Here is a 19,457-nt window from a genome sequence, read left to right on the forward strand (position 1 = left end):
ATTGCCCGCAATGTCGGGCGTCATCAATCCGCCAGTGGTGCTGCCGTTAACGGATCATGAGCGCCAATGGACATGATCGTGGCCGAAGCCCACATTGCCTTGTAGCCGCCAAGAGACCGGCGGCCACAAGGCAGCACGTGCCCCAGAGTACTTGCCCGCCATTCGCGGGCCCCTCGGCACCCCGATTGCATAAACGGGCGCCAGCGCCTCTTGCACCGACCTTAAGGGCTGACCGCGCTCTCCCGGCCATTCCCGCACTGCGAGGCCGCGCAACCCGCCGACACCCCAGGCAATCGAGGCTAGGTGCGATCTTGATTTCTGCTCGACAACATATTTAATCCGGTGATCGGGTCCCGCGAGGTTGACGCTCTGGCGAAAAAGGTCACGCTCAAGGAAGCGACTGCCGTCATATTCTTGATCTGTGGGGTCCAGTGCTGGCTCTATTTCTCGCCTCTCCTGGGTGTTCAGGTTGCTGAGAACCTGATCGCCTGGTCGATCTTGTTTAGTGTCTGTTGGTTTGCTGCTTTTGTTTGCGCAATTGCGACCCGGGAGCCAAGGGCGTCCTGGTTGCTGCTAACGCTGCCCTTCGGACTAGCTCCACTCACGTGGCTCGTCTATCTCCTATCCATAGTATTTGTGGTGCTTCCATTTATGCGGAGCGGCTTTCCTCAGTGATGGAACTGTTTCGCCCGGAATGCCAAGCGCCTCTACGTCAATCATTACCCTCCCTCGTCGCACTCGCAGCCCGCTTTACCCGCCTCTAATCCGCTCTAGGCTTGGGCGGTCCTGAATATAGCTCGTCCCGCCATAGCGGGGTCGTCTTCACCCCCGCCAAACGCCGGACGGTAAGCATCCCCACATCGCTGTTGGTCGCATGCCTCTCACGAGCCCGCCAGAAGTCGGCGCTCTGGCAGCGCGGGCAGCGGCCTCCGAACAGCTCGCGCACGAACAAGTCGGGGTGGTAGATTTCCAGTAGATCCGTCGCGAGATAGATGCGCGAGCGGCGGCAGAGTTGGCAACTGCACACGATGAACATGCCGGAGGCTGCCGCCTCGCTCAGGCGAGTTCGGTAGAACATGGATGACGGTGGGTTCTTGCCCATGGCGGCGCCGGGACCAGGCTCGCTCGCCGAACTTCCGACGCATCCGCTGCTTGGCCTGAAGGGCCTGGCGAACTGCATTGGTCTCGACGTGAAGCTTCCGCGCGATCTCCTGCTCAGTCATCTCCGGGTGCAGCTGCTTCAGCGCCCGGGCTCGCGTCCGCATGGTGTCGTCGTCACCGCTTGGTTTTGACGCCAGCGGGTTAAACAACGATCACAGCGGCCCGCAACGCTCTGGCAACCCGATATGATGCCAGACTATAACGCCTGAAGAAAAGCGATCGCGCTACTTTTGAACACCTGTTGGAGCAACTGGCCAGAAGCAGCTGAACAGGAAGCGGCGCAACTCGGATAAGACGTCGCTCGACTTGTCTCCAGCCCGCCGATGTGGGTGCGGCTCCGATGATCTTGGCGGCACTGCCGGATTAGAGTGGGCCATTGAAGTACCGACACCACTCGGCTATGGCAGCTTTCAGAATTTTCTAGCTTTACTATGGGCGACAGAGATGGGGTCGACGGCTGACCGCCACTATTCGGGTGACGGGACTGTCGCTCTCAGGCAGTTCTTCCAGAAAAACAGACGGCAATCAGAGGTTGGTTTGTTTTGTGCTTAGGAACAGCGCGACATCCTTCTTCACGTGCAAAATCCCGCCGTGCCGAGTGAAGGCGACGTCTATTACCTGGCGAAATTCGGCAAGCGCCTGCTGATCAGCAGAATCGCCGGGCGGATATGAGGTCAGAGCGAGGTAGACCACCTGGGGATCAGTGACCCGCAGGCTGGCTGGATGAACATCTTGGCGCACATTTCCGAATTGCTGCTCCATCAGCTGGGTGGCTTTGTCATAACCAAAGGCGACCGCAGCAGGATCCACCGGATCACTCCCTAGCACAGTGGTCAGCTCATAGAGTTCGGTTAGATTTTCTTTGCCGTTTGTGGTGACCTTGTGGTCAGCGCCTTCTTTCCCCTTGATCAAAAACAGCAGACCCAAGCCGGACCGCCGGGTAGTGACCAGTCCCAGCTGCTCAGCAAGCGTGCGGCCGAGGTCTACGCCCGGGGCCGCTGCATAAGCGGTGAGCATGTCACGACGAGCATTGGCCTGGGCGCCGTCGATGCCCTTGTTGAATGCAATGCCGATATTGCACTCTGTATCGGCCTTCTCATAGACGCTCTTCATGAGCGCGAACATATCGCCTTCGTGCGGCACTAGACTGCCGACGATAGCCGCCGGCTCAGCGATCCCCTTGTTTGGGTAGACCAAATACGTGTGAATACTTTCGATCGGCACATCGCCCTCCCAGCCGGTCAACTGCGATGTGCTTAGCAGAGTCACGAGATTTGCGAAGTCCAAGGCAAATAGTGTGGTGAATGGGGGAGCCGCAACTGCATCTCTCTCGGAAATACCGTTTCTCCCTTGAATGCGACTGCGTAGTTATCGGACGAAGCGACGTCCGAAGGGTTCAAATGCTGCGGACGCTTGCTCGGGTCGGCCTTATCGTAGTCGAAGAAAATTGGATCATCCAAAGTCTCCATACCCTCCGGAAACGTCGGGCGGGTGGTGGCTGACTGCGGCACAGCGAGACGCTTGCCTTCGTGCTCGATCCAGCAGTTCTGGGCTTCTGCCTAGGATCCGCCGGAGCCCGCCTACAGATGCGGGCGAGTCGCACTAAACGCGCAATCGAGTCGTTTATCGACGTAATCGAGTCGGTATTTACGTGTCGGGATAATGTGTCGGGCCAAAACGAAGCTGGGTCGCCTAAGCTGTTGATATGCCTCGATGTGCCAAAAAAAATTGGGTCGATCTTCCAAAGGTTCTTGGGTCGGTTGGGGGTCATTGCCAAAACTTTGTGGGTCGCTGTGGAGCCCCAGACGATCAGACTCCAGCGAAATCATAATCTGCCCTGAGAACAAAACAGGATTCGGTCAATGTACGTTTCTCAATGTACAGTATGCGAATCTACGGCACGGGGCTGCCCATGAACAAGATTCTGTCTCCACAGCAGATCACCGGTGAACTCGGCGCGACCTTGGTGAAGGCTCGAATGCTGAAGCTTGGACAGAGCTTCAACGCGACTGGCGCGCTCGACGCAGGCATCGATGGATATATTGAAGTTCGCGATACGGGCAGTGGAGAGGTAAAGGCCCAACACATAGCAGTCCAAATCAAGACCCGTGAATCCGGCCGTTTCTCGCAGGAGAATAGCGACAGCTTCACCTACATCTGCGAGCAAAAAGATCTCGACTACTGGCTGGGCGCCAACCTGCCTGTGTTGCTGATCGCTGTAAGGGCCGTAGACGACGAGATCTACTGGAAATCCGTTCAGGGCTGGTTCGGAGCTCCCGAACGTGCCGGCCAGCGCAAGATTGTTTTCGATAAGGCTGCAGACATCCTTGACGAGTCATCCCTGCAGCGGCTGCTCCAGGTCGTTGCTGAAGGTGCCGGCATCGGCGCGACCATGTCGATGGCTGACTTGTCTGAGGAACTGGACATCAATCTTCTCAAGGTCGCTTACCCCGAGAAGATCTACGTGGCACGAACTGACATGCCGTATTCGGACCTGCGCAACGCCCTGTATGAGGCCGGCGGTAGTCCGCCGAAGGATTGGATACTGCATGGTAAGCGCATCTGGAGCTTCCGCGATCTTTCGAAGTTTCCTTTCTCGGAGGTGGTCGAGGACGACACCGTGGAATGGATCGGTACCAAGGAGTGGATCGCCTCGGACGGGGAGGTTACCAGGCGTCACTTCGTCGACCTCCTGAAGCGAACGCTATCCGAAATGCACCACGAGGTCCTGCGCTGGGACCGGAAGGGCTATCTCTTCTTCAAGAAGAGTAAGGGCAAGGAGTCTCGGAAGCACTCCTACCGTTCGTTCACCCGCAAAGCGTCGAGAAACGTGGTGAAAGGATACGGTAAAGCGGGCGAAAAACCATCGTACTACAGGCACATCGCGTTCTACCCGAATTTCGTCGAGTTCGGCGACAACTGGTTTCTTTCCATCGACACGACGTACCATTTCACCTCTGACGGTTTCGACGACTATCGCTACGGCTCGGAGAAGCTAGCCGGGATAAAGCGCCTGGAGACAAACCAGAGCGTGCGTGGACACATAGGCATGTGGAAGGCTTTCCTAGCACGCGAAGCCGACTTGCTCCGCGCAGACCCCCTCTCTTTCCAGGAAGTCGGCACGGTCAAGGTCGGTGTCGGCCTGGATGACGAAAGCTGGCGCCCGAACGAGGACGAGGAAGAACGCAACCGCCTGGGAGAATCGGAAAATGACCTCCTTCTTTAAGGCCTCCCACTTCGCGGAACCCGCCCTCGAGTTCGGCGCTGGCGGACGGCATATCGATATGCGGTATGGTCTGGCTAGCTACGGGCCGGTGGACTTCTCTGACGGCTCCACAAAGACCGTCCGCCTGGGTCTGATCGGGTCGAGCCAATCGGCTGGCAAATTCCGAGAGTGGCTCCGTAGGTGCGAGGACTTCATACCCGGGAAGCAATCTAATCAGCCTACGCTGTTCCCGGACTTTCCGGGCGCTTCCATCACGGGCCCGTTCCGTTGCTACTTCGAGGTCGAGGACAGGGACGTACGGACCATTTCCGCTGCGGCAATCTCCAGGATTTCCAGCCAGTCCGACGACGATGTTGCCGTTCAGACGGCGGTGGACGAGTTCTGCCTTGAGATCAAGGCGATCGCGGAAAGCGAAAAGCCGCCCAATGTCATCGTCTGCGCGCTGCCGCTCGAAATCATCGAACGGGTCAGCAACATGCGGACATCCGGCGCGCCCGAGGATGCCGAGAAGGAAGGCGAGGACGAGGACACCCGCAGTGCCGACCGTGGAGTTGCCGATTTCAGGGGCGCGTTGAAAGCGCAGTCGCTCGCGTTCCGTATCCCGATCCAGATCGTTTGGCCAAGCACGTATGACAACGATGCGGTGATCAAGCGCAAACTGGCAGCCCATTCGACCAGGCGCGTGCAGGACGAGGCAACCAGGGCATGGAATTTCTTCTGCGCGCTCTACTACAAGTCCGGAGGGACGCCCTGGCGGATGGTCAGGGACAATAGGGCGTTCGACGCGACCTTCCTGGGCATCAGCTTCTACGAGAGCCGGGACGGCACCGCCCTGATGACCAGTTCGGCACAGCTTTTCGATGAACGTGGCGAAGGCCTCATTTTGAAGGGCGCGCTTGCCATGAGGGATAAGGTGGACCGCCAGCCCTACATGACGGAAGAGGACGCGTTTAAGTTGGCGCAGCGGGCACTGCAGACCTACAAGCAGGAGCACCGGAACTACCCTGCGCGCCTGGTAGTCCACAAGAGTTCGAGGTTCCACCCGCAGGAACTGAAGGGACTGCAGACAGCCGTCGAAGCAGCCGAGATAGACATCGCGGATTTCCTCTGGTTCCCGCGCCGCTCTCCCATCCGGCTGCTGCGGAACGGCATCTACCCACCGCTCCGGGGCACCTCACTACGGCTCGATGACCACCAGTCAGTGCTATATACAAATGGCAGCGTCGACTTCTTCCGCACTTATCCCGGCATGTACATTCCGAACCCATTGACGATCAGGGCAATCCGACAGGACACGACTGAATGGGACGTTTTGTTGGCCGAGACATTGGCGCTGACTAAAATGAACTGGAACCGGACCCAGTTCGACGGCGCGCTCCCTATCACTCTCAAGGCGGCTCATCAGGTCGGAGAGATATTGAAGTACGTTCCGGATAACGTAGTTCCGGACCCTAGGTATCGCTTCTACATGTAACGCCCTCATTGACGGTCTTGCCGTGGGGGCAAAATGAAATCAATGTGTCCCGCAAAGAGCGGCATTCGAAGTCGCCACGCATGGGGGTCATAAGCAATGCCGAATGCCACTCAGATCACCGTTCGCGAAACGCTCGAAATACTCGAGACGGACTTCCGGGCAGTGGCGGAAGCCTTCGAGAACGGTGAATTCGCCTTATGGGTGGGATCGGGAATCTCCAGGGATGCGCCTGACCTCGGCAAGCTGATCATCAGGACGATGGAGTACCTGCGCGTTAAAGCCGCTGACCCCGTTGACGGTGCCAGGATGCGGCCGGCTTTCGTGCGTGCACTGAAATTGGCCGACCTCGAGATAGCCGACGTGGATCCCTATCTAGGTATGACGTTCGAAACTTGGCCTAACCACGAAGCGATCCGGGATCGCCTCTGGAACAAATATTCCGAGCTTCTCGATGTGCGAGTTCAGGGAGAGCCGGAGGATTACCTGCTCTGGGAAGGCATGGATATCCGGGAAGCATTCGCGAACCCTAAACCACCCGCGTGTGCTCATCTCAGTATCGCACTGCTAATCCTTGAAGGTGCACTGCAGGAAATCGTTTCCGCTAACTGGGACGGTTTCATCGAGGCGGCGGTGAAGCAACTGACTGGCGGCGCCGGCGGAGCCTTGCAGGTAGTCGTTGACCCCGACCAGCTACGTGACCCGCCCGGGCGTGCGCGGCTGCTGAAGTTCCATGGCTGCATCGTTTACGCAACCGACGACCCGGCACATTTCAGACAATTCCTGATCGGAAGCAAGACTCGCATCCTGGGCTGGCCGGAAGCCGCAACTGCCGCCGCCATGCGGAACGAAATGGTATCCGTTGCCACCCGTCAAAAGTCGATGATGGTCGGGCTGTCGCTCCAGGACGTCAACCTGCAGTCATTGTTCGTCAGGGCAAGGGAGGCGAAACCCTGGCCATGGCCGCCAACGCCGCACGCACAGGCACACGTCATCTGCTCGGACGAACTGGAGGACGGGCACCGCCAGATACTGATGACGGTTTACGACGCCTCCTATAACGACCATATCGACGACATCGAAAACAGTGCGCTGTTCCGAGCCTGGGGCGAGCAGGTTCTCCTTGCGATGGCCCTGAAGGTCGTCACCGACAAGCTGCTGGCGCTGATGACGACTTGCCTGCCGGGATGCCTCTTGCCAGCGGAAATCGACCGGGTGCAGGATTCCCTGAAGCGTATCCGCGACCGTCTGGCTGCGGGAGCAGACGGGGACCGGACCGCGTTACTGACGGTCGCGATCAAAAATTGGTCTCGCATGGTGGCCATTTTCCGCGATGGCAACGTTCCGGCCGATCCGAAGAAGTACATGCCGATCAGCAGCGTCAGCGTCGGCAACGTCGCCAACGACGAAAACGTCAGGGCATCCGGTTTCGGCGAGATGGGAATTGCCATCTCGATGCTCGAGCTGGGCGAGAATATGGGTGAGTGGAACCTGGAGCTGCCGGGAAACGATGAGCTGGAAAGCGGCGCGCTGATTTCCACCGGGACGTGGGACGGTGCTCCCCCGCGCCCGGTTTTCCTGGTGCGATCTGCCAGCGTTGCCATAAAGCTGCGCCAACAAGGCGCTTTCTCCAACGATAAGGCCATCATCATTCACGCCGACGAAGCTTGGGGCGAGATGGTCGCCAATGGCTACCAACCGTCCGCAAGAACCCCTTCACGTGCGCCGGGCCGGACCGGACCGGGCGGCGGCCCCACCCATGTCAGCCTGGTGGAGATCCTCAGGGCGGGTGACCTGGATGGCATCCACCAGCGCTTTATGGAGGCAGTCACAGTATGAGCAATGCTCTTGTGAGGGCTATAGTGGAAGTGCTGACTGCCGGCGGATATGCGGTGAGGCCGACCCCGTTCAAGGTAGCATCAGTAGAATTCGCGTTCACGGCGGCGCTGATCGGGACTGCTGGCCGTTCGCTCGATCTGGTTCTTATCGTTGACACCGCCACCGGTGACCATGGTGATCGCGATCCGCTGCGCGTCCGGCAAAGGATCGAGGCACTAAGCAGGGCCCTTGATATTACCGGGTCGCGCTACGTCATCACTACGGTCCTGGCAGGGGCAATGCTTGCAGGAGCCATCGAGGCGCTATCGGCCACATGCCGGGTACTGACGGTGGATAACATACCGATTGGCGAAACCGGCACGCTTACCGACGCCGCCGCGTTGCAGCTGCTCGAGGACCAGATCCGCGTGCTTCTACCTTTGAGATTGAGCTTCGAGAACGAAGAGCAGGATATAATGGGCACCGATCCGATAGAGGATCTCCGGGCGATCCTACCTTCCCATCTCGACAGCGACCTCGTTGCACGACTCGCCGATGCTTCGTTGCTAGGTGACGATGCTGTGACGAAGGCTCTGGCAACCGCATTGAACGAAGCACTGGATACAGGGGTGGACGAATGACCGGCCGCCCGTTGCTTGAACACCTACAGATCTCGAACTTCCGCAGCATCAAGGGAGCGATCGAGGCTCCTCTAGACGCCAAGATGGTCCTTATCCATGGCGAGAACGGCGCGGGGAAGACCAGTTTTCTTTCTGCGGTCGAGCTGGCACTTACCGGTAAAGTGAGCTCGCTGCAGCGAGCTGATCCGGCGTATAAAATGCAGCTCCTCCACCGCGGCGGAAAGATAGCCGCACCCTCGGAGGGCAAGGTTCAGCTCAAGACATCAGGCCTGCCCGGCAACGCTTTCGGAACTACCGTAACGGCGGCAGGCTTGGGCCAGGGCACCTTTCTTCCGTCCTTCGAGGCCGCTTTCTTCAGCGAGCGCTGCTACCTGCCGCAGGCACTGTTAGGGCAACTCCTGCAAATATATCAGGAAGCCGATACCTCGAATGAATCTCCGCTATCGAAGTTCGTGAACGATTTGCTCGGCCTTGATCGGCTCGACGCGTTAGAAGCCGGCCTGACGCCGGTCAACGATGTTCGCAATCTCAGGAAGACAACCGAACGGCTCGGGCAGACCGAAGCCGAGGTATCCCGTCTCGAACGGGAACTTAAAGACCGACGTCAAGCTCGCGCCCTCTCTGCGCAGGCTTTGGCAAAGGCTCTCATCAGCCTAAATTCCGACGGGGCGCTGCTGGGCTTTAACTCGCCCATCGGAGAGGAAGCGCTCGTCGATACGCCATGGACAGACTCGTCGTCGGACGAAGCCGATCTTGCCATACTGCACGATGGCAGAAGGCGTCTCGAAGCATTGCGACGGGAGGTGAGGCAACGCGACGAGTACGCCCGCGGAAACGATGAGGCCACCTTACAGGAAGCGCTAACAGTGGCGTCTATTCCCCTGCAAGCCTGGCGCGCCGTTAACCTGCCCAGAATGGAGACGAACAGGAAGGAGATCGCTCGCCTCCTGCCGGATTTCGATATGTCTCTGGTCGATCCGGGACAGTATTTTCGGGAAGCCTTAGCCTTGGTGCAGACGAGAGTGCAGCAGGCTCGCCAGCATTCCGAGCAAACGGCGATCGACGTGCGACGGCATGACGAGATCCAGGCTGAGAGCGACGTATTACGCTCTGGATTACGTACCCTCGAAAGCGAGCTGGCACTTCTTGCCTCCAACTCCGGTGTGTTCGCCGCATCGCTGGCGGAAATAGCCCAATTCGTTGACGGTGACATTTGCCCCGTATGCGAACGAGACTTCGCGGAATGTGATAAGGGGCCGCTAGGGGATCACCTCAACCGGCGCATAAGGGAGCTCTCGGGCGCTGCGGAGCGCCTCATCAGCCTGAGCCGTACGCAGGTCGACACCCGCACGCAACTAGACCGGCTGGAGGTGGAATTTGCGGAAGTTCAAGCGAGAGGTCATCGTGGGTCCGAAGCAGACTCCTGGGCCAAGTCGCTTGCTGACCTTGAAAAGCTTTCACGGGAATTGGTCGATTTCATCGACTTAGTGGATGAGGGCATGCGGCTGGGTCAGGCTCACGCCCAGGCCCAACGCTCGGTAAACGATTATCGGGGTATCGGTACGTCCCGCCTGCAGACGGCAGCAGAGGTCGTCGAGATAGCTGCATCGGTGTCTATCGTTATGCCGAGTGACGATGATGGCGCCACCTCTGCGTTGGATTGGCTAGCAGGCGAGATCGACTTAAGGACTGCTAATCTTGAGATTCGACTTGCCGCCAGACGGCGCGCCGGAGACGCCCTGCGTCTTTGTCGGGAAGAGATTGCGAGACGGGACGCGATGGACAAGGACATCGCGCGGGTAACCAAGGAGCTTGCGGTCTTCGAGGATGCCCTGGTCCGCGCCACCAGTGTCAGGACGCAGGCACAGACCATTCGCGGTCAGGTCGAGCAGGTTCGTTCCGGTATTGTGCGACGCGTTTTCAACGAACGCCTTAACCGTTTGTGGCGAGACCTTTTCGTCCGTCTCACACCGAACGAGCCGTATATTCCTGCGTTCAGCATTCCGCAGGCAACAACGCACCGACTAAAGCCGAAACTCGTCACTCATCATCGGTCCGGAACGGACGGGGGCACCCCCGGCGCCATGCTAAGTTCCGGTAACCTCAATACCGCCGCGCTCACTTTATTCACGGCCCTGCACCTAACGGCGAAACCGCGTTTACCGTGGTTGATCCTCGACGATCCGATCCAGTCGATGGATGACGTGCACATATCCCAGTTCGCCGCACTCTTGCGGACACTATCAAAGGAACATGGTCGCCAGATATTCGTGGCTGTTCACGACCGGCAGCTTTTCGAGTACCTCCGGCTTGAGCTAAGCCCCGCCTATCCGGAAGACAGCATGCTCACGCTAGAACTGGCCCGCGGTTCGTCGCGCGATACGAGGTGTATTTCCCAGCGGTATTGGTTCAAGGAAGAAACCGCGCTCAGGGTAGCTTAGTCGTCACGCCTTCATCTCCAGCCACGGCTCTACCTTGGCCCGATCGTAGATGACGCCACCTCTTACGGGAAATTCACGGGCTGGAAACACATGCTTGTCCTCTAGCCATCTTGGGACCTCTTGCGGCGTACTTCGGCTTCGGACCGCCACCTCGTTCGCGAAAATATATCGCTCCGCGAACTCGAGCACGCTGGAGTAGACCGCGGCGCCTTCATCGTCCACTTCGATCAGTCCAGCGTCGACGCACGCAACGAAGACATAGTGATTATGGAAGCCCAGCATCTGGCTTACGGCGACGGCTGATACCTTTCCGATGTCATGCCGAACGCGATAGGAGTGGTCGAACATGATCAGCTCGCGCGCGTATTCTACTCGCCTCACCGAAATCGAAGCCAGCAGGTTCTTGGGGTTGGTCTCGTCCATCTCCCGGTGAAAAATGGCGTCCACATGCCCATGGAAGATGGCGTTCATCATCGGAAGCCATGGCCGATGTCCGGTAGGGAACATCAACATTGCCTCCGTGAAGGAGATGAAGTCCCTCGGACGCTTCTTAACGGACAATCCCTCTCGAAGAATATCGACCAGTTCGTTCAGGTCATGCTTTGAGTGGAACGTGCCGCCCCCGGCTATGTCCTCCGCGACCTTCTGGTGGTCACCGGTGTGGGTGTAGAAATGATGGGAAACCAAATCCCGCACGCCATCGGGGGGCAGACCGAAGGTAGCTCCAATACGACTTTCGCTGGCAAGGTCCAGATAGCGATCGACAACCCCGGCCGCCTGCCATGTCTCGAAGAATACAGGTGACATCGCCTCGTCTGAAAACCTGTAGGTTCTTATGTCCGGATGATCGCCTAGCCGCTTTGTTATCCGGGAGCTGATCGGGACCAGCTTCAGGATCTGTCCGACACCGATGTAATTTCCTGGCTTTAGAGGTCTCGTCGTCTTTCTTGGAATTTTGGTGCCGGGCCTGATATCCGAGAGCGCCTTATCGATACCAGTATTGACAACCGCCTTCGCCGCAGGCGTCAGGTTATCGTCCCGGACCAGGCTCGCCAGTGCACCGAATTCCTTGAACATTCCCCATTCGCCGGTTCGTCTGGAGGAGCGTGCCTGCTCGGCGGCGCACATAGCTACGAAGGCATGCGGCCAGGAGAGGATAGCTCGGGTCGCCGTAGCCAGATGCTCGGGCGGCAACGTCCGAACGCCCCAGCGATTCCTGGTTTCCCATGAAAGGTTTTCGCTATTGCTTTCGTTCTGAACCAAGGCACTGCCGATAGCTACTGCAAGATCGAACAGCTCGCTACGGTTCAGGCCGCCGAGGTCGGCATGCAGCTTCAGGTTCTTCGAGGCGGCATTGCCGGGATCTATCAGCGACGTCGCGAAATCAAGCGCCTCCTCGTCCGCAACTTCCACTATCGGCTGGGGAAAGTCCCGCAGGTCGGTCATCGACCGTGGAAGGCCGTACTCGTCACTGCCTATGCAATGCTCGCAGAACTCGACGCCCCATGTGATCGAGAACCCTAGGGCGCGTTCGCAAACTGGACAGCTGTCGATGAGCATTTCCTTCGTGCCCGGATCGAAAGCCAAGGGTCGCACGCTCCAGATCGCCTTGATGTATGGCGCTTCGGCAAGTGCACGCGGCGAAACCCTGCGCTTCGTCCTTTCCCTGTAAAGTGACCGAAGCTCGGTTCCGAAGAAGTCGATCGAAGAGGATGACGTCTGCGAATGGAATAGCGGCTTCAGGCTCTCCGAAGACGTTCCGAGCACGCGCGCAAGTGCGTCGATACCTGCACTGCCGTGCGTGGCGATAGCTTGCGGACGAACGTGATCCAACCTGGCTTGAACCAGCACGTCACGTGCATGAGGGTAAATGTTAGCCCCGGCGGCGCGGGCGACGAGACCGGCCAAATTCTCGTCAGGCATCGGCGTGACCTTGCGAAAGATGGTCATGCCGCCTCTTCAACATCATCGTGGAACGGGTTGTAGGTAGACATGCCGTTGGGAATGCCTCTTGTATCCACGGCAAGGGCAAGATCTTCGAACTCGACGCGCGCCGCGCCCCGATCGATGGCATGGAACACAGCCTGTTCCAGCAATCTGGAGACGAAACCTACGCATCCGCCCGACGCTGCCCAGAGGCGATACGCGATGTCTTCGTCCAGCAGATCGGTTTCTTCCGGCAGGAGGCCGTGCGACTTGATGAGCCCGGCTGCCTCTTCGCAGTATTCAAGGAAGACTCCCTGATCTTCTTCACTGCTCCACTGGAGCGGCGAAAAATCGATCTTGTCCATTTCCCTGCCGGTTAGCTGGACATCGATGGCAAGGTGCTCCCTGGCGGCGGGTATCCCAACGAAGACCATCGGCACCAGACCTCGGATCATCATGGTCTTGAGCGTATCGGTGACATCGGTGCTGGTCACCCTCAGGGCCTTCTGGGACCGACCTCCGGCCTGCGTCGTCTTGGTAGACGAAAGGTGTTGGATTTCGTCCAGGATGACCAGTTCCGTCCGCCCCGTATCAAGGCGTGCCCCATCTTCGTCGGTTTCGCCCGAAAGATATTCGTATACACGACGCAGGAGCACAGGACCGTCTCCCCTATCCGACCGTCGATCTCCCAGCTGCCTGAGAATGTCCGCAGCCATTGAACGTACGGATGCCTTCGGGGAGAGGGTTACATGAAGAACGACGGTCTGCTTTCTGGCGATCAATGCGGGGTCCATGTCAGCTGGAAATAGTCCCCTGGCGACGACTTCCGGTACGACCACCTGCTCGATATAGGTTCGAATAGCCATGGACTTGCCGGAGTGGCTGGGCGCAAAGAATTCAATGTACCGCTTCGGGCTGTACGGGGTCAGCCGGCCACCTTCCCTGGCATCGTCGAACTTGCGATGTGCACCGGCCATTCGGGGATGCTGTATCCGCATCAGCTCAAATTCGGCGGTGACCCGTCCATGACTTATCGTAGTGCTCACTTCGGTTCTCCCGGGTTGCCGAACTTTGCGGCGTTTCTGGCAGCGACACGCGCTCTGATAGCTTCGACGTCGACCTTGGGACGACTGACGGATGGGGTAGCAGGCAGTGCTGGCAGGACTACGCCTGCAGTGACCGCCTTTGCCGCCTCGCGATTTCGCTGCCTTGTGTCAGCAGCCTTGGCTGCACCAGCCTTGTTTCCGAACGGCCGACCGACCTTAACCTTCGGGTTGTGATCGGTGCGCTTGATCGAGGTGTCGTGCGCCAGGTCGTGTTCGGTCCCTGCGGAAATCATCTCGATACGATCGCCCGGAACGAGGTCGACTTGCGGATCGATGATGCGCGCCCTTCTGCCGGCCTCGATGGCCTTGATGCCAGGGATAAGCTCGAGCAGAAACTGCCTGTGCGCGACACGCGCCGCCGCCCGTTCTGTGTCGGAATGGAAGGCCATATTACGCTGGTTCGCGAATTCCTTGATGCGGTCGGCGGCGTACCAGCTCAGCCCCGAGCCCGCGTAGAGGCGATCCCAGTTCGGCAGGGTCACGAAGGTCTTGGTGTTCGGGTCGAACACATGGATCTTGGAAACGTCGCCCGGATTATAGGAAACGCGGATCGGCACGGTTCGGGATGATGCAAGTCCGTTGCGCTGCTGGCGTTCCTTCCCGTACTTGGCAAGCCGGTTCATGAGCATCGACGTGAGCTCGGGATCATGGAAACGGTGCCCGTCCACGGTGACGCCCTCGGCGCTGAGCAGCTTGTTCTTGCCCCGGCCGAATATCTTGTCGAGCATGCTGGTGGAGTCAGCGGTCGCCCTCTTGAATTCGTGGATTCCCCTCTTCCACTTCAGTGCCGGAGCCATGCCAATCTTGCTATGGGTCTCCAGGTGATAGCGGGTCACGATGGTGTTCCACATGGCCTGCTCGAGTTGGGCCTTCGTGTAAACGGCCTCAGCCTCGGGCTCGAGCCCGAGCTCGCGGCGCTGTTGCGGCGTTAGCGGGAGACCGCCCGGCAGCTTATGCCAGAGCATGGTATTAAACGTACCGAAGATGCGCTCGACATAGGCCTTGTAAGTCGGCATGCCGACCGGCGCCCAGATAACGTCGATGCCGGCCGCCTCGCACGACGACTGAAAGGACGGACTGACGAACTCCTTGCCGTTATCGACGATAATGGTGAATGGCTTGCCCCAGCCGTCGGTCGCGCCCTTCATATAACCGTATGGCCGCAGGAATTCCTTCTTGGCAACGACCTGACGAAGACATGCGGCTACCGAGTGAAGGCTGGGAGGCTCGAAGCCGATGACGGCCCCCAGCACCATTCTCGAATAGCAGTCGAGCGCCACCGTTAGCCATGCACGCGCCACCATGACCGGCTGACCGTCATCATCCAGAACGACAGCCCAGACGTCGATCTTGGTATGATCGAACATGACGTATTCAAGCGGTCTAGTTGGATCGATAGGCTTCCCGCGTCCTCGAAACCTGGCATTGGCATTGCGCACTCCGTATCGCTGGGCCCAATGAGCCCAGTCGGCATTCTGGTGTAGCCAGAGCCGGATCGTCTCTTCGCAAGGTATGAGATAACCGCCGGTGCGCTTCTTCCGCCGCTTGCGGGATGGGAATGGACTTTCCGGGGATGACGCGATTTCAAGTACGACGGGTTCGTCCGGCATGGGAACGGCATGCTCGGCCTCGATACGATCCGCTTCCGCGCGGAACTGGGCCAGAGCATCGCCGATGGTGACGGACTGGTCGTCCCAGTAAAATTCGATCGCCCGGTTGGCAGCCTCTACGACGTCACGTGGCCAGTGCTTCTCCCGGTCCGGCCTCTGCCTGTCCTTGAAGAACAACGTCAGCGGCCGGTCTCCCGGCGTCCCGCATTCGTCGACCGCCCTAAGTATGGAGGTCGGCGAGCATTCCCAGGTGAGGCCTTCCTCGATTGCATCCTGACGGTGCTCGGCAATGAACTTTTCCAGCCCGCGCCTGCCGCGTCCCGTCTTCTTGTCGAGATCGTAGCGCGTTGCGTAAAAGCGTAGGGTCCGGGCGTGCAGGAGCCTTTCCTGCTCTCTCAGGCGTGCCGCCTTCTCCTTGCCCGTTATGTTGGGATCGTAGGGATCGAGGATTGTCAGCGGGTCGATGTCCCGGGCATCGATCAAACGGCCTTCCGTGTCCAGGCGGATCCGGTCTGCCCTGCCATCCGAGCGCATTAGTTCGAACAGGTCGGGTTCGATGTAAGTTTCGTAGTCCGTGCCTTCGCGCCGGAACATGAGCCGGCCATCCCGAAGTTCCTTGGCGAATTCCCCCAGGATTGGCATATTCTCGTCCGGGAGATTGAGCGAATAGAGCTCGCCGATCCTGATATCCAGCGTGGTTACCATTGGACCTTGCCCTTCATCTCGAAGATCGCCAGGTCGTCGGGCATCCTGATTACGGGGGTGTGTGACCTGAGGTCGTGCCGGAGATCGATGGATATGATCCGGCGGACATGCAGCGCGCAGCACTTCGCCAGTGCCGTCTGACCACCGCCAAGGGATGCAACCACGTCTGCAAGTAGTCCGGCGCCTGCTGCGAGCGGCTTTCGTGCCAGGTTGATATCCCGCGGACTCAGCGAAACGTCATGGTCGAGCATGATCTGCCGGACTGACCTGGCGATCTCGGCGTTGTCGATATCAAGCGACCGCACCACCGTCAGGAACTTCCAGTTCTTCTTCTCATACAGCTTGCGCGCGAACGCGAGCTTCAGCAGATAGACGGGGTCGTCGATCCGGGGGTCGCGATCGTCCTTCACTTCGACGATGAGCGTCGTGTGGTGCCCCTTATTCTTGCCGGGCCGCCACTCTGCCACTGCCTGCGAGAATGGCACGCCGGCCAGAACCGTATCCACGAATGCCGAGTCCGCTATGAGACGTAAGTCCGGGCGGTACATCCACTCACGGTTGTCGCCGACGATCTTCATGAAGAGTTCGTGTGGCTGCGACATGAGCTTCCTGACCGGCGATGCCACTTCGCACAATTCGATCATGGGCCTCTCGGCCCTTATGGACTCCCACGGCACGGCGCGCATGCCGGCCTTGATGCAGACCGTCTGCCCGACCGCATGAGGCTCGCGGCCCGTAATGAGGTCGTGAACTGGCCCACCTTCCTCGTCATGCACGATGCGGGCTACGGTTCGAAGCTCGTCGGCCTCGAGGCGAGCCTTGGTAATGGCATAGTCTTCGGACATCATCGTTCGCCCTTTGACAGCATGAAGGCTATCGGCGTTCCCGTTGTCTCGCCCTGAACTAATTCATGGATCATCGCACCGGCCCCTCGGGGTCGATTTGTAATCCGCGAAGTCTTTGGAAATGCTGAGACGGAACGGCTAACGCGAGGTAAAGCCGCCGCCTGTCGGTCAGCGTCCTTTTTCGCCGTCCCCGAAGTCGTGCGGCTGCCTCGTCCGCTCGAGCGGAAACCTGATGACGGACTGAGGGATGACGATGGACGCGCCGCCGCGCTCCATGGCCTGGCGTTCGGCTTCTTCCATGGTCGCCATACCGATGCCGACGAGAGCGCGGTGAGCGGCGTCTTCATAGGCACGCTTTCCTAGGGACTCATGAACCTTCACCAGGCGCACGATAACCTTGATGATCAGGTCATCCATGACGCACCACCCTCCTGGAGACCGGCGACTTTCCCGCCGTGATCAACATGGAGCGCAGGCGATCGCCGCCGAGGACGCGTTCCTCGAGGAGAACGTCGGCCACCCGTTCGATGTCATGGCGATGCCGCTCGACGATGTCGGTGCAGGCAGCGTGCAGGCGCCTGAGCTCGCGCTCGACCTCGGCGAGGAGGCGGTTGTCCAGCTGCAGGAGGCCGCGCGCCTGTTCGGGCGAAGCGCGGTAGGCAAGGTGTTCGCCGAACCCCATGCTGACGATGTCGACGGTAACGAGGTCGGTGACCTTTGCCAGGTCGCTGTATGCGCCGCCGCCGGAACCGCTGCTGCAAGATCCGAGGACGACTTCCTCGCCGCAACGGCCTGCCAGCACGAACATTGCCACAGCGTCGCTCTGCTCCTTCGTAATGAGACCGTCGTCTATCATGATGTCGGTGTGTCCACCGGAACCGCGGCGACCGACCAATGAGACGCTCCGGACGGTGCCAGCCCCGAGCGCGCACATCACCACGGCGTGGCTAGCTTCGTGGATCGCCACGCGGCGCATGTTTCCCGCTGATATTCCAGAGTCCGGCGCGATCTGGGCCGCCAGATCGCCAGGCCTCATTTCCCTTCCGGCCTGGCGGGCGACAGAACGGGCGCGCTTCACCCATTCGGTGGCGTCTGCACCTGTCGAACCCACGCCCAGTTCCGCCATCGGCAGCAGGTTGGTGTCGGGGATATCGTTGCCCAGATGCTGACGGATGATGCCGGCAAGCGCCGGCGCGTCCGGCGGCTCGATCCGGATGATCCTGGACAAGCGCCCTGGTCTTACCAGCGCCGGATCTAGCATCTCGGGATGGTTGGTTGCGCCGATGACGATCAGCCGCGAAGCGGGGCCGGATGCAGCGCCGTCCAACGTGGTCAGCATATGGCCGATTACCGGCATCCACCAATCGGCTCCTCGGGGGCTAAGGGTGGCCCGGCTAGGAATCGCCTCGATCTCGTCGATGAAAATTATGGCGGGTGCCACCGCATCGGCGCCGTTGAACAGCTGATCGATCTGCTTGATGACGCTGTCGAGATATCCGGGACTGTTCGCAAACCAGGTACCGACCGAAGATGCGAACAGCGGGAGGCGCGCCGTCTTCGCCAGGCTGCGGACGAAGGTCGTCTTCCCGAGACCAGGCGCCGATGCCAGGATCGCCGTGCGCTCGAGCGCGGAGAAGTCGAGACGGCCTTCGCGGAAGGCCTGAAGGTCCGAGACCAGGCGTTCGGCCCACTCCATAGCCTCCCCGTAACCGTGAAGTTGAGAGAGCTCGGGCAATGATGCGAGGTCGGGATCGGGGACGTACCCCGCACCGCGGGCGGCGACAAGTCTGTCTATGCAATCCTTCCGGGTGCTTCCCTTCCGTATGGCGGTGCAGATAGTCGAGTAGTCGAGACCACGGGCTATATTGGCCGGAATGGCTGTGACACGCGTGCCGGTAGCCAAGTGGATGACCTTGCGGACAATGTCGTCGCTGGGGAAGTCCAGGGTCACGTCGACGTCTATGACGGAACGCAGCTCCACAGGAACCGTGTCTGACTTTACCGGGGTAATGCAGAGTATTCGCCCGCCAGAAGAGAGCTTGCGGACGGCGTCGTCGACGATGTCGCGCGACTTCTGAGGCTTCTCATAAGCAAGGATCTGATCCCACGTGGATATCTTGCGGGCCATCTTGGAGATGGGAGCTACCCATTCCGGGCCGGGCACCCTGATGACCAGGCAGACGCCGGTGGCGTCGAAGAACTTTCGTTCGTGTTCCTTGAGGGCGCCTTCCAGCATCAGGAGCGGCAAGGTTTCGTGTGCCGGCGTAATGCGGACCTTGCCGCGCTCGTTCTTGTGCCTCGGAAAGCGCTCGGGGATGTGGGTGTCGTCTTCGGTGCCGAAGTCGAGGTCGTCTACGTTGAGGTCATCCATGATTGTCTCTGCGCCGACAGCAGCGGGCGCACTCAGGCGCCGGTCGGTATGCCGGTCTTCTTCGCCGCTAAGGGCGTAATGTCGGGAAATGTTCGGGTAGGTTCAGGAGAACCGTTTGCCCGATTTCAGGACGCAG

The 19,457-nt window shown here is 59.5% G+C and carries 12 protein-coding genes; 5 read left to right on the plus strand and 7 right to left on the minus strand.

All coding sequences use genetic code 11. The features are described from left to right. Window positions 1-1,686 precede the first annotated feature (1,686 nt). The gene (locus AC3YMN_RS16935; RefSeq protein WP_489890917.1) at window positions 1,687-2,406 is read right to left on the minus strand and encodes a hypothetical protein; all 720 of its coding nucleotides are present in this window, start codon (window positions 2,404-2,406) and stop codon (window positions 1,687-1,689) included. Window positions 2,407-3,073: 667 nt separating this feature from the next. On the opposite strand from AC3YMN_RS16935, the gene AC3YMN_RS16940 reads away from it, so the two are divergent. The 5 genes from AC3YMN_RS16940 to AC3YMN_RS16960 all read left to right on the plus strand — a co-directional run bounded on the left by AC3YMN_RS16940 (window position 3,074) and on the right by AC3YMN_RS16960 (window position 10,758). After that, window positions 3,074-4,387, plus strand: coding sequence for a DUF4365 domain-containing protein (locus AC3YMN_RS16940; RefSeq protein WP_489890918.1), 1,314 nt, complete (start codon window positions 3,074-3,076; stop codon window positions 4,385-4,387). Next, the gene (locus AC3YMN_RS16945; RefSeq protein ID WP_489890919.1) at window positions 4,371-5,861 is read left to right on the plus strand and encodes an argonaute/piwi family protein; all 1,491 of its coding nucleotides are present in this window, start codon (window positions 4,371-4,373) and stop codon (window positions 5,859-5,861) included. The genes AC3YMN_RS16940 and AC3YMN_RS16945 overlap by 17 nt, the downstream gene beginning before the upstream one ends. A gap of 96 nt (window positions 5,862-5,957) precedes the next feature. Continuing rightward, entirely contained in the window at window positions 5,958-7,697 is a 1,740-nt protein-coding gene (locus tag AC3YMN_RS16950; RefSeq protein ID WP_489890922.1) for an SIR2 family protein, read from the plus strand. Beyond that, a complete protein-coding gene (locus AC3YMN_RS16955; RefSeq protein ID WP_489890923.1) occupies window positions 7,694-8,317 on the plus strand; it encodes a hypothetical protein in 624 nt (207 codons plus the stop codon). The genes AC3YMN_RS16950 and AC3YMN_RS16955 overlap by 4 nt, the downstream gene beginning before the upstream one ends. Further along, the gene (locus tag AC3YMN_RS16960) at window positions 8,314-10,758 is read left to right on the plus strand and encodes an AAA family ATPase (RefSeq protein WP_489890924.1); all 2,445 of its coding nucleotides are present in this window, start codon (window positions 8,314-8,316) and stop codon (window positions 10,756-10,758) included. Before AC3YMN_RS16955 ends, AC3YMN_RS16960 begins: the two co-directional genes overlap by 4 nt. A gap of 3 nt (window positions 10,759-10,761) precedes the next feature. Here AC3YMN_RS16960 and AC3YMN_RS16965 read toward each other — a convergent pair whose 3' ends face one another. From AC3YMN_RS16965 to AC3YMN_RS16990, 6 genes are all read right to left on the minus strand, one after another. After that, window positions 10,762-12,708 carry a hypothetical protein gene (locus tag AC3YMN_RS16965; RefSeq protein WP_489890925.1) on the minus strand — a complete coding sequence of 649 codons (1,947 nt, stop codon included), beginning with the start codon at window positions 12,706-12,708 and terminating at the stop codon, window positions 10,762-10,764. Next, window positions 12,705-13,730, minus strand: coding sequence for an ATP-binding protein (locus AC3YMN_RS16970; protein ID WP_489890926.1), 1,026 nt, complete (start codon window positions 13,728-13,730; stop codon window positions 12,705-12,707). Before AC3YMN_RS16970 ends, AC3YMN_RS16965 begins: the two co-directional genes overlap by 4 nt. Then, complete coding sequence (locus AC3YMN_RS16975; RefSeq protein WP_489890927.1) at window positions 13,727-16,105, minus strand: integrase catalytic domain-containing protein; 2,379 nt, start codon at window positions 16,103-16,105, stop codon at window positions 13,727-13,729. The genes AC3YMN_RS16970 and AC3YMN_RS16975 overlap by 4 nt, the downstream gene beginning before the upstream one ends. Continuing rightward, a complete protein-coding gene (locus tag AC3YMN_RS16980; RefSeq protein WP_489890928.1) occupies window positions 16,099-16,950 on the minus strand; it encodes a hypothetical protein in 852 nt (283 codons plus the stop codon). Before AC3YMN_RS16980 ends, AC3YMN_RS16975 begins: the two co-directional genes overlap by 7 nt. A gap of 168 nt (window positions 16,951-17,118) precedes the next feature. Beyond that, entirely contained in the window at window positions 17,119-17,367 is a 249-nt protein-coding gene (locus AC3YMN_RS16985; RefSeq protein ID WP_489890929.1) for a hypothetical protein, read from the minus strand. Continuing rightward, window positions 17,360-19,321, minus strand: coding sequence for an AAA family ATPase (locus AC3YMN_RS16990; RefSeq protein WP_489890930.1), 1,962 nt, complete (start codon window positions 19,319-19,321; stop codon window positions 17,360-17,362). Before AC3YMN_RS16990 ends, AC3YMN_RS16985 begins: the two co-directional genes overlap by 8 nt. Between the last annotated feature and the right edge of the window lie 136 nt (window positions 19,322-19,457).

The sequence above is a fragment of the Devosia sp. Z11_6 genome (genome assembly GCF_058133665.1).

Bases quoted from the DNA above. Each gene is read 5' to 3' on its own strand.
- AC3YMN_RS16985 (WP_489890929.1), bottom strand. From the start codon at position 17,367: ATGGATGACCTGATCATCAAGGTTATCGTGCGCCTGGTGAAGGTTCAT.
- AC3YMN_RS16990 (WP_489890930.1), bottom strand. From the start codon at position 19,321: ATGGATGACCTCAACGTAGACGACCTCGACTTCGGCACCGAAGACGAC.
- AC3YMN_RS16950 (WP_489890922.1), top strand. From the start codon at position 5,958: ATGCCGAATGCCACTCAGATCACCGTTCGCGAAACGCTCGAAATACTC.
- AC3YMN_RS16940 (WP_489890918.1), top strand. From the start codon at position 3,074: ATGAACAAGATTCTGTCTCCACAGCAGATCACCGGTGAACTCGGCGCG.
- AC3YMN_RS16975 (WP_489890927.1), bottom strand. From the start codon at position 16,105: ATGGTAACCACGCTGGATATCAGGATCGGCGAGCTCTATTCGCTCAAT.
- AC3YMN_RS16955 (WP_489890923.1), top strand. From the start codon at position 7,694: ATGAGCAATGCTCTTGTGAGGGCTATAGTGGAAGTGCTGACTGCCGGC.
- AC3YMN_RS16965 (WP_489890925.1), bottom strand. From the start codon at position 12,708: ATGACCATCTTTCGCAAGGTCACGCCGATGCCTGACGAGAATTTGGCC.
- AC3YMN_RS16960 (WP_489890924.1), top strand. From the start codon at position 8,314: ATGACCGGCCGCCCGTTGCTTGAACACCTACAGATCTCGAACTTCCGC.
- AC3YMN_RS16945 (WP_489890919.1), top strand. From the start codon at position 4,371: ATGACCTCCTTCTTTAAGGCCTCCCACTTCGCGGAACCCGCCCTCGAG.
- AC3YMN_RS16980 (WP_489890928.1), bottom strand. From the start codon at position 16,950: ATGTCCGAAGACTATGCCATTACCAAGGCTCGCCTCGAGGCCGACGAG.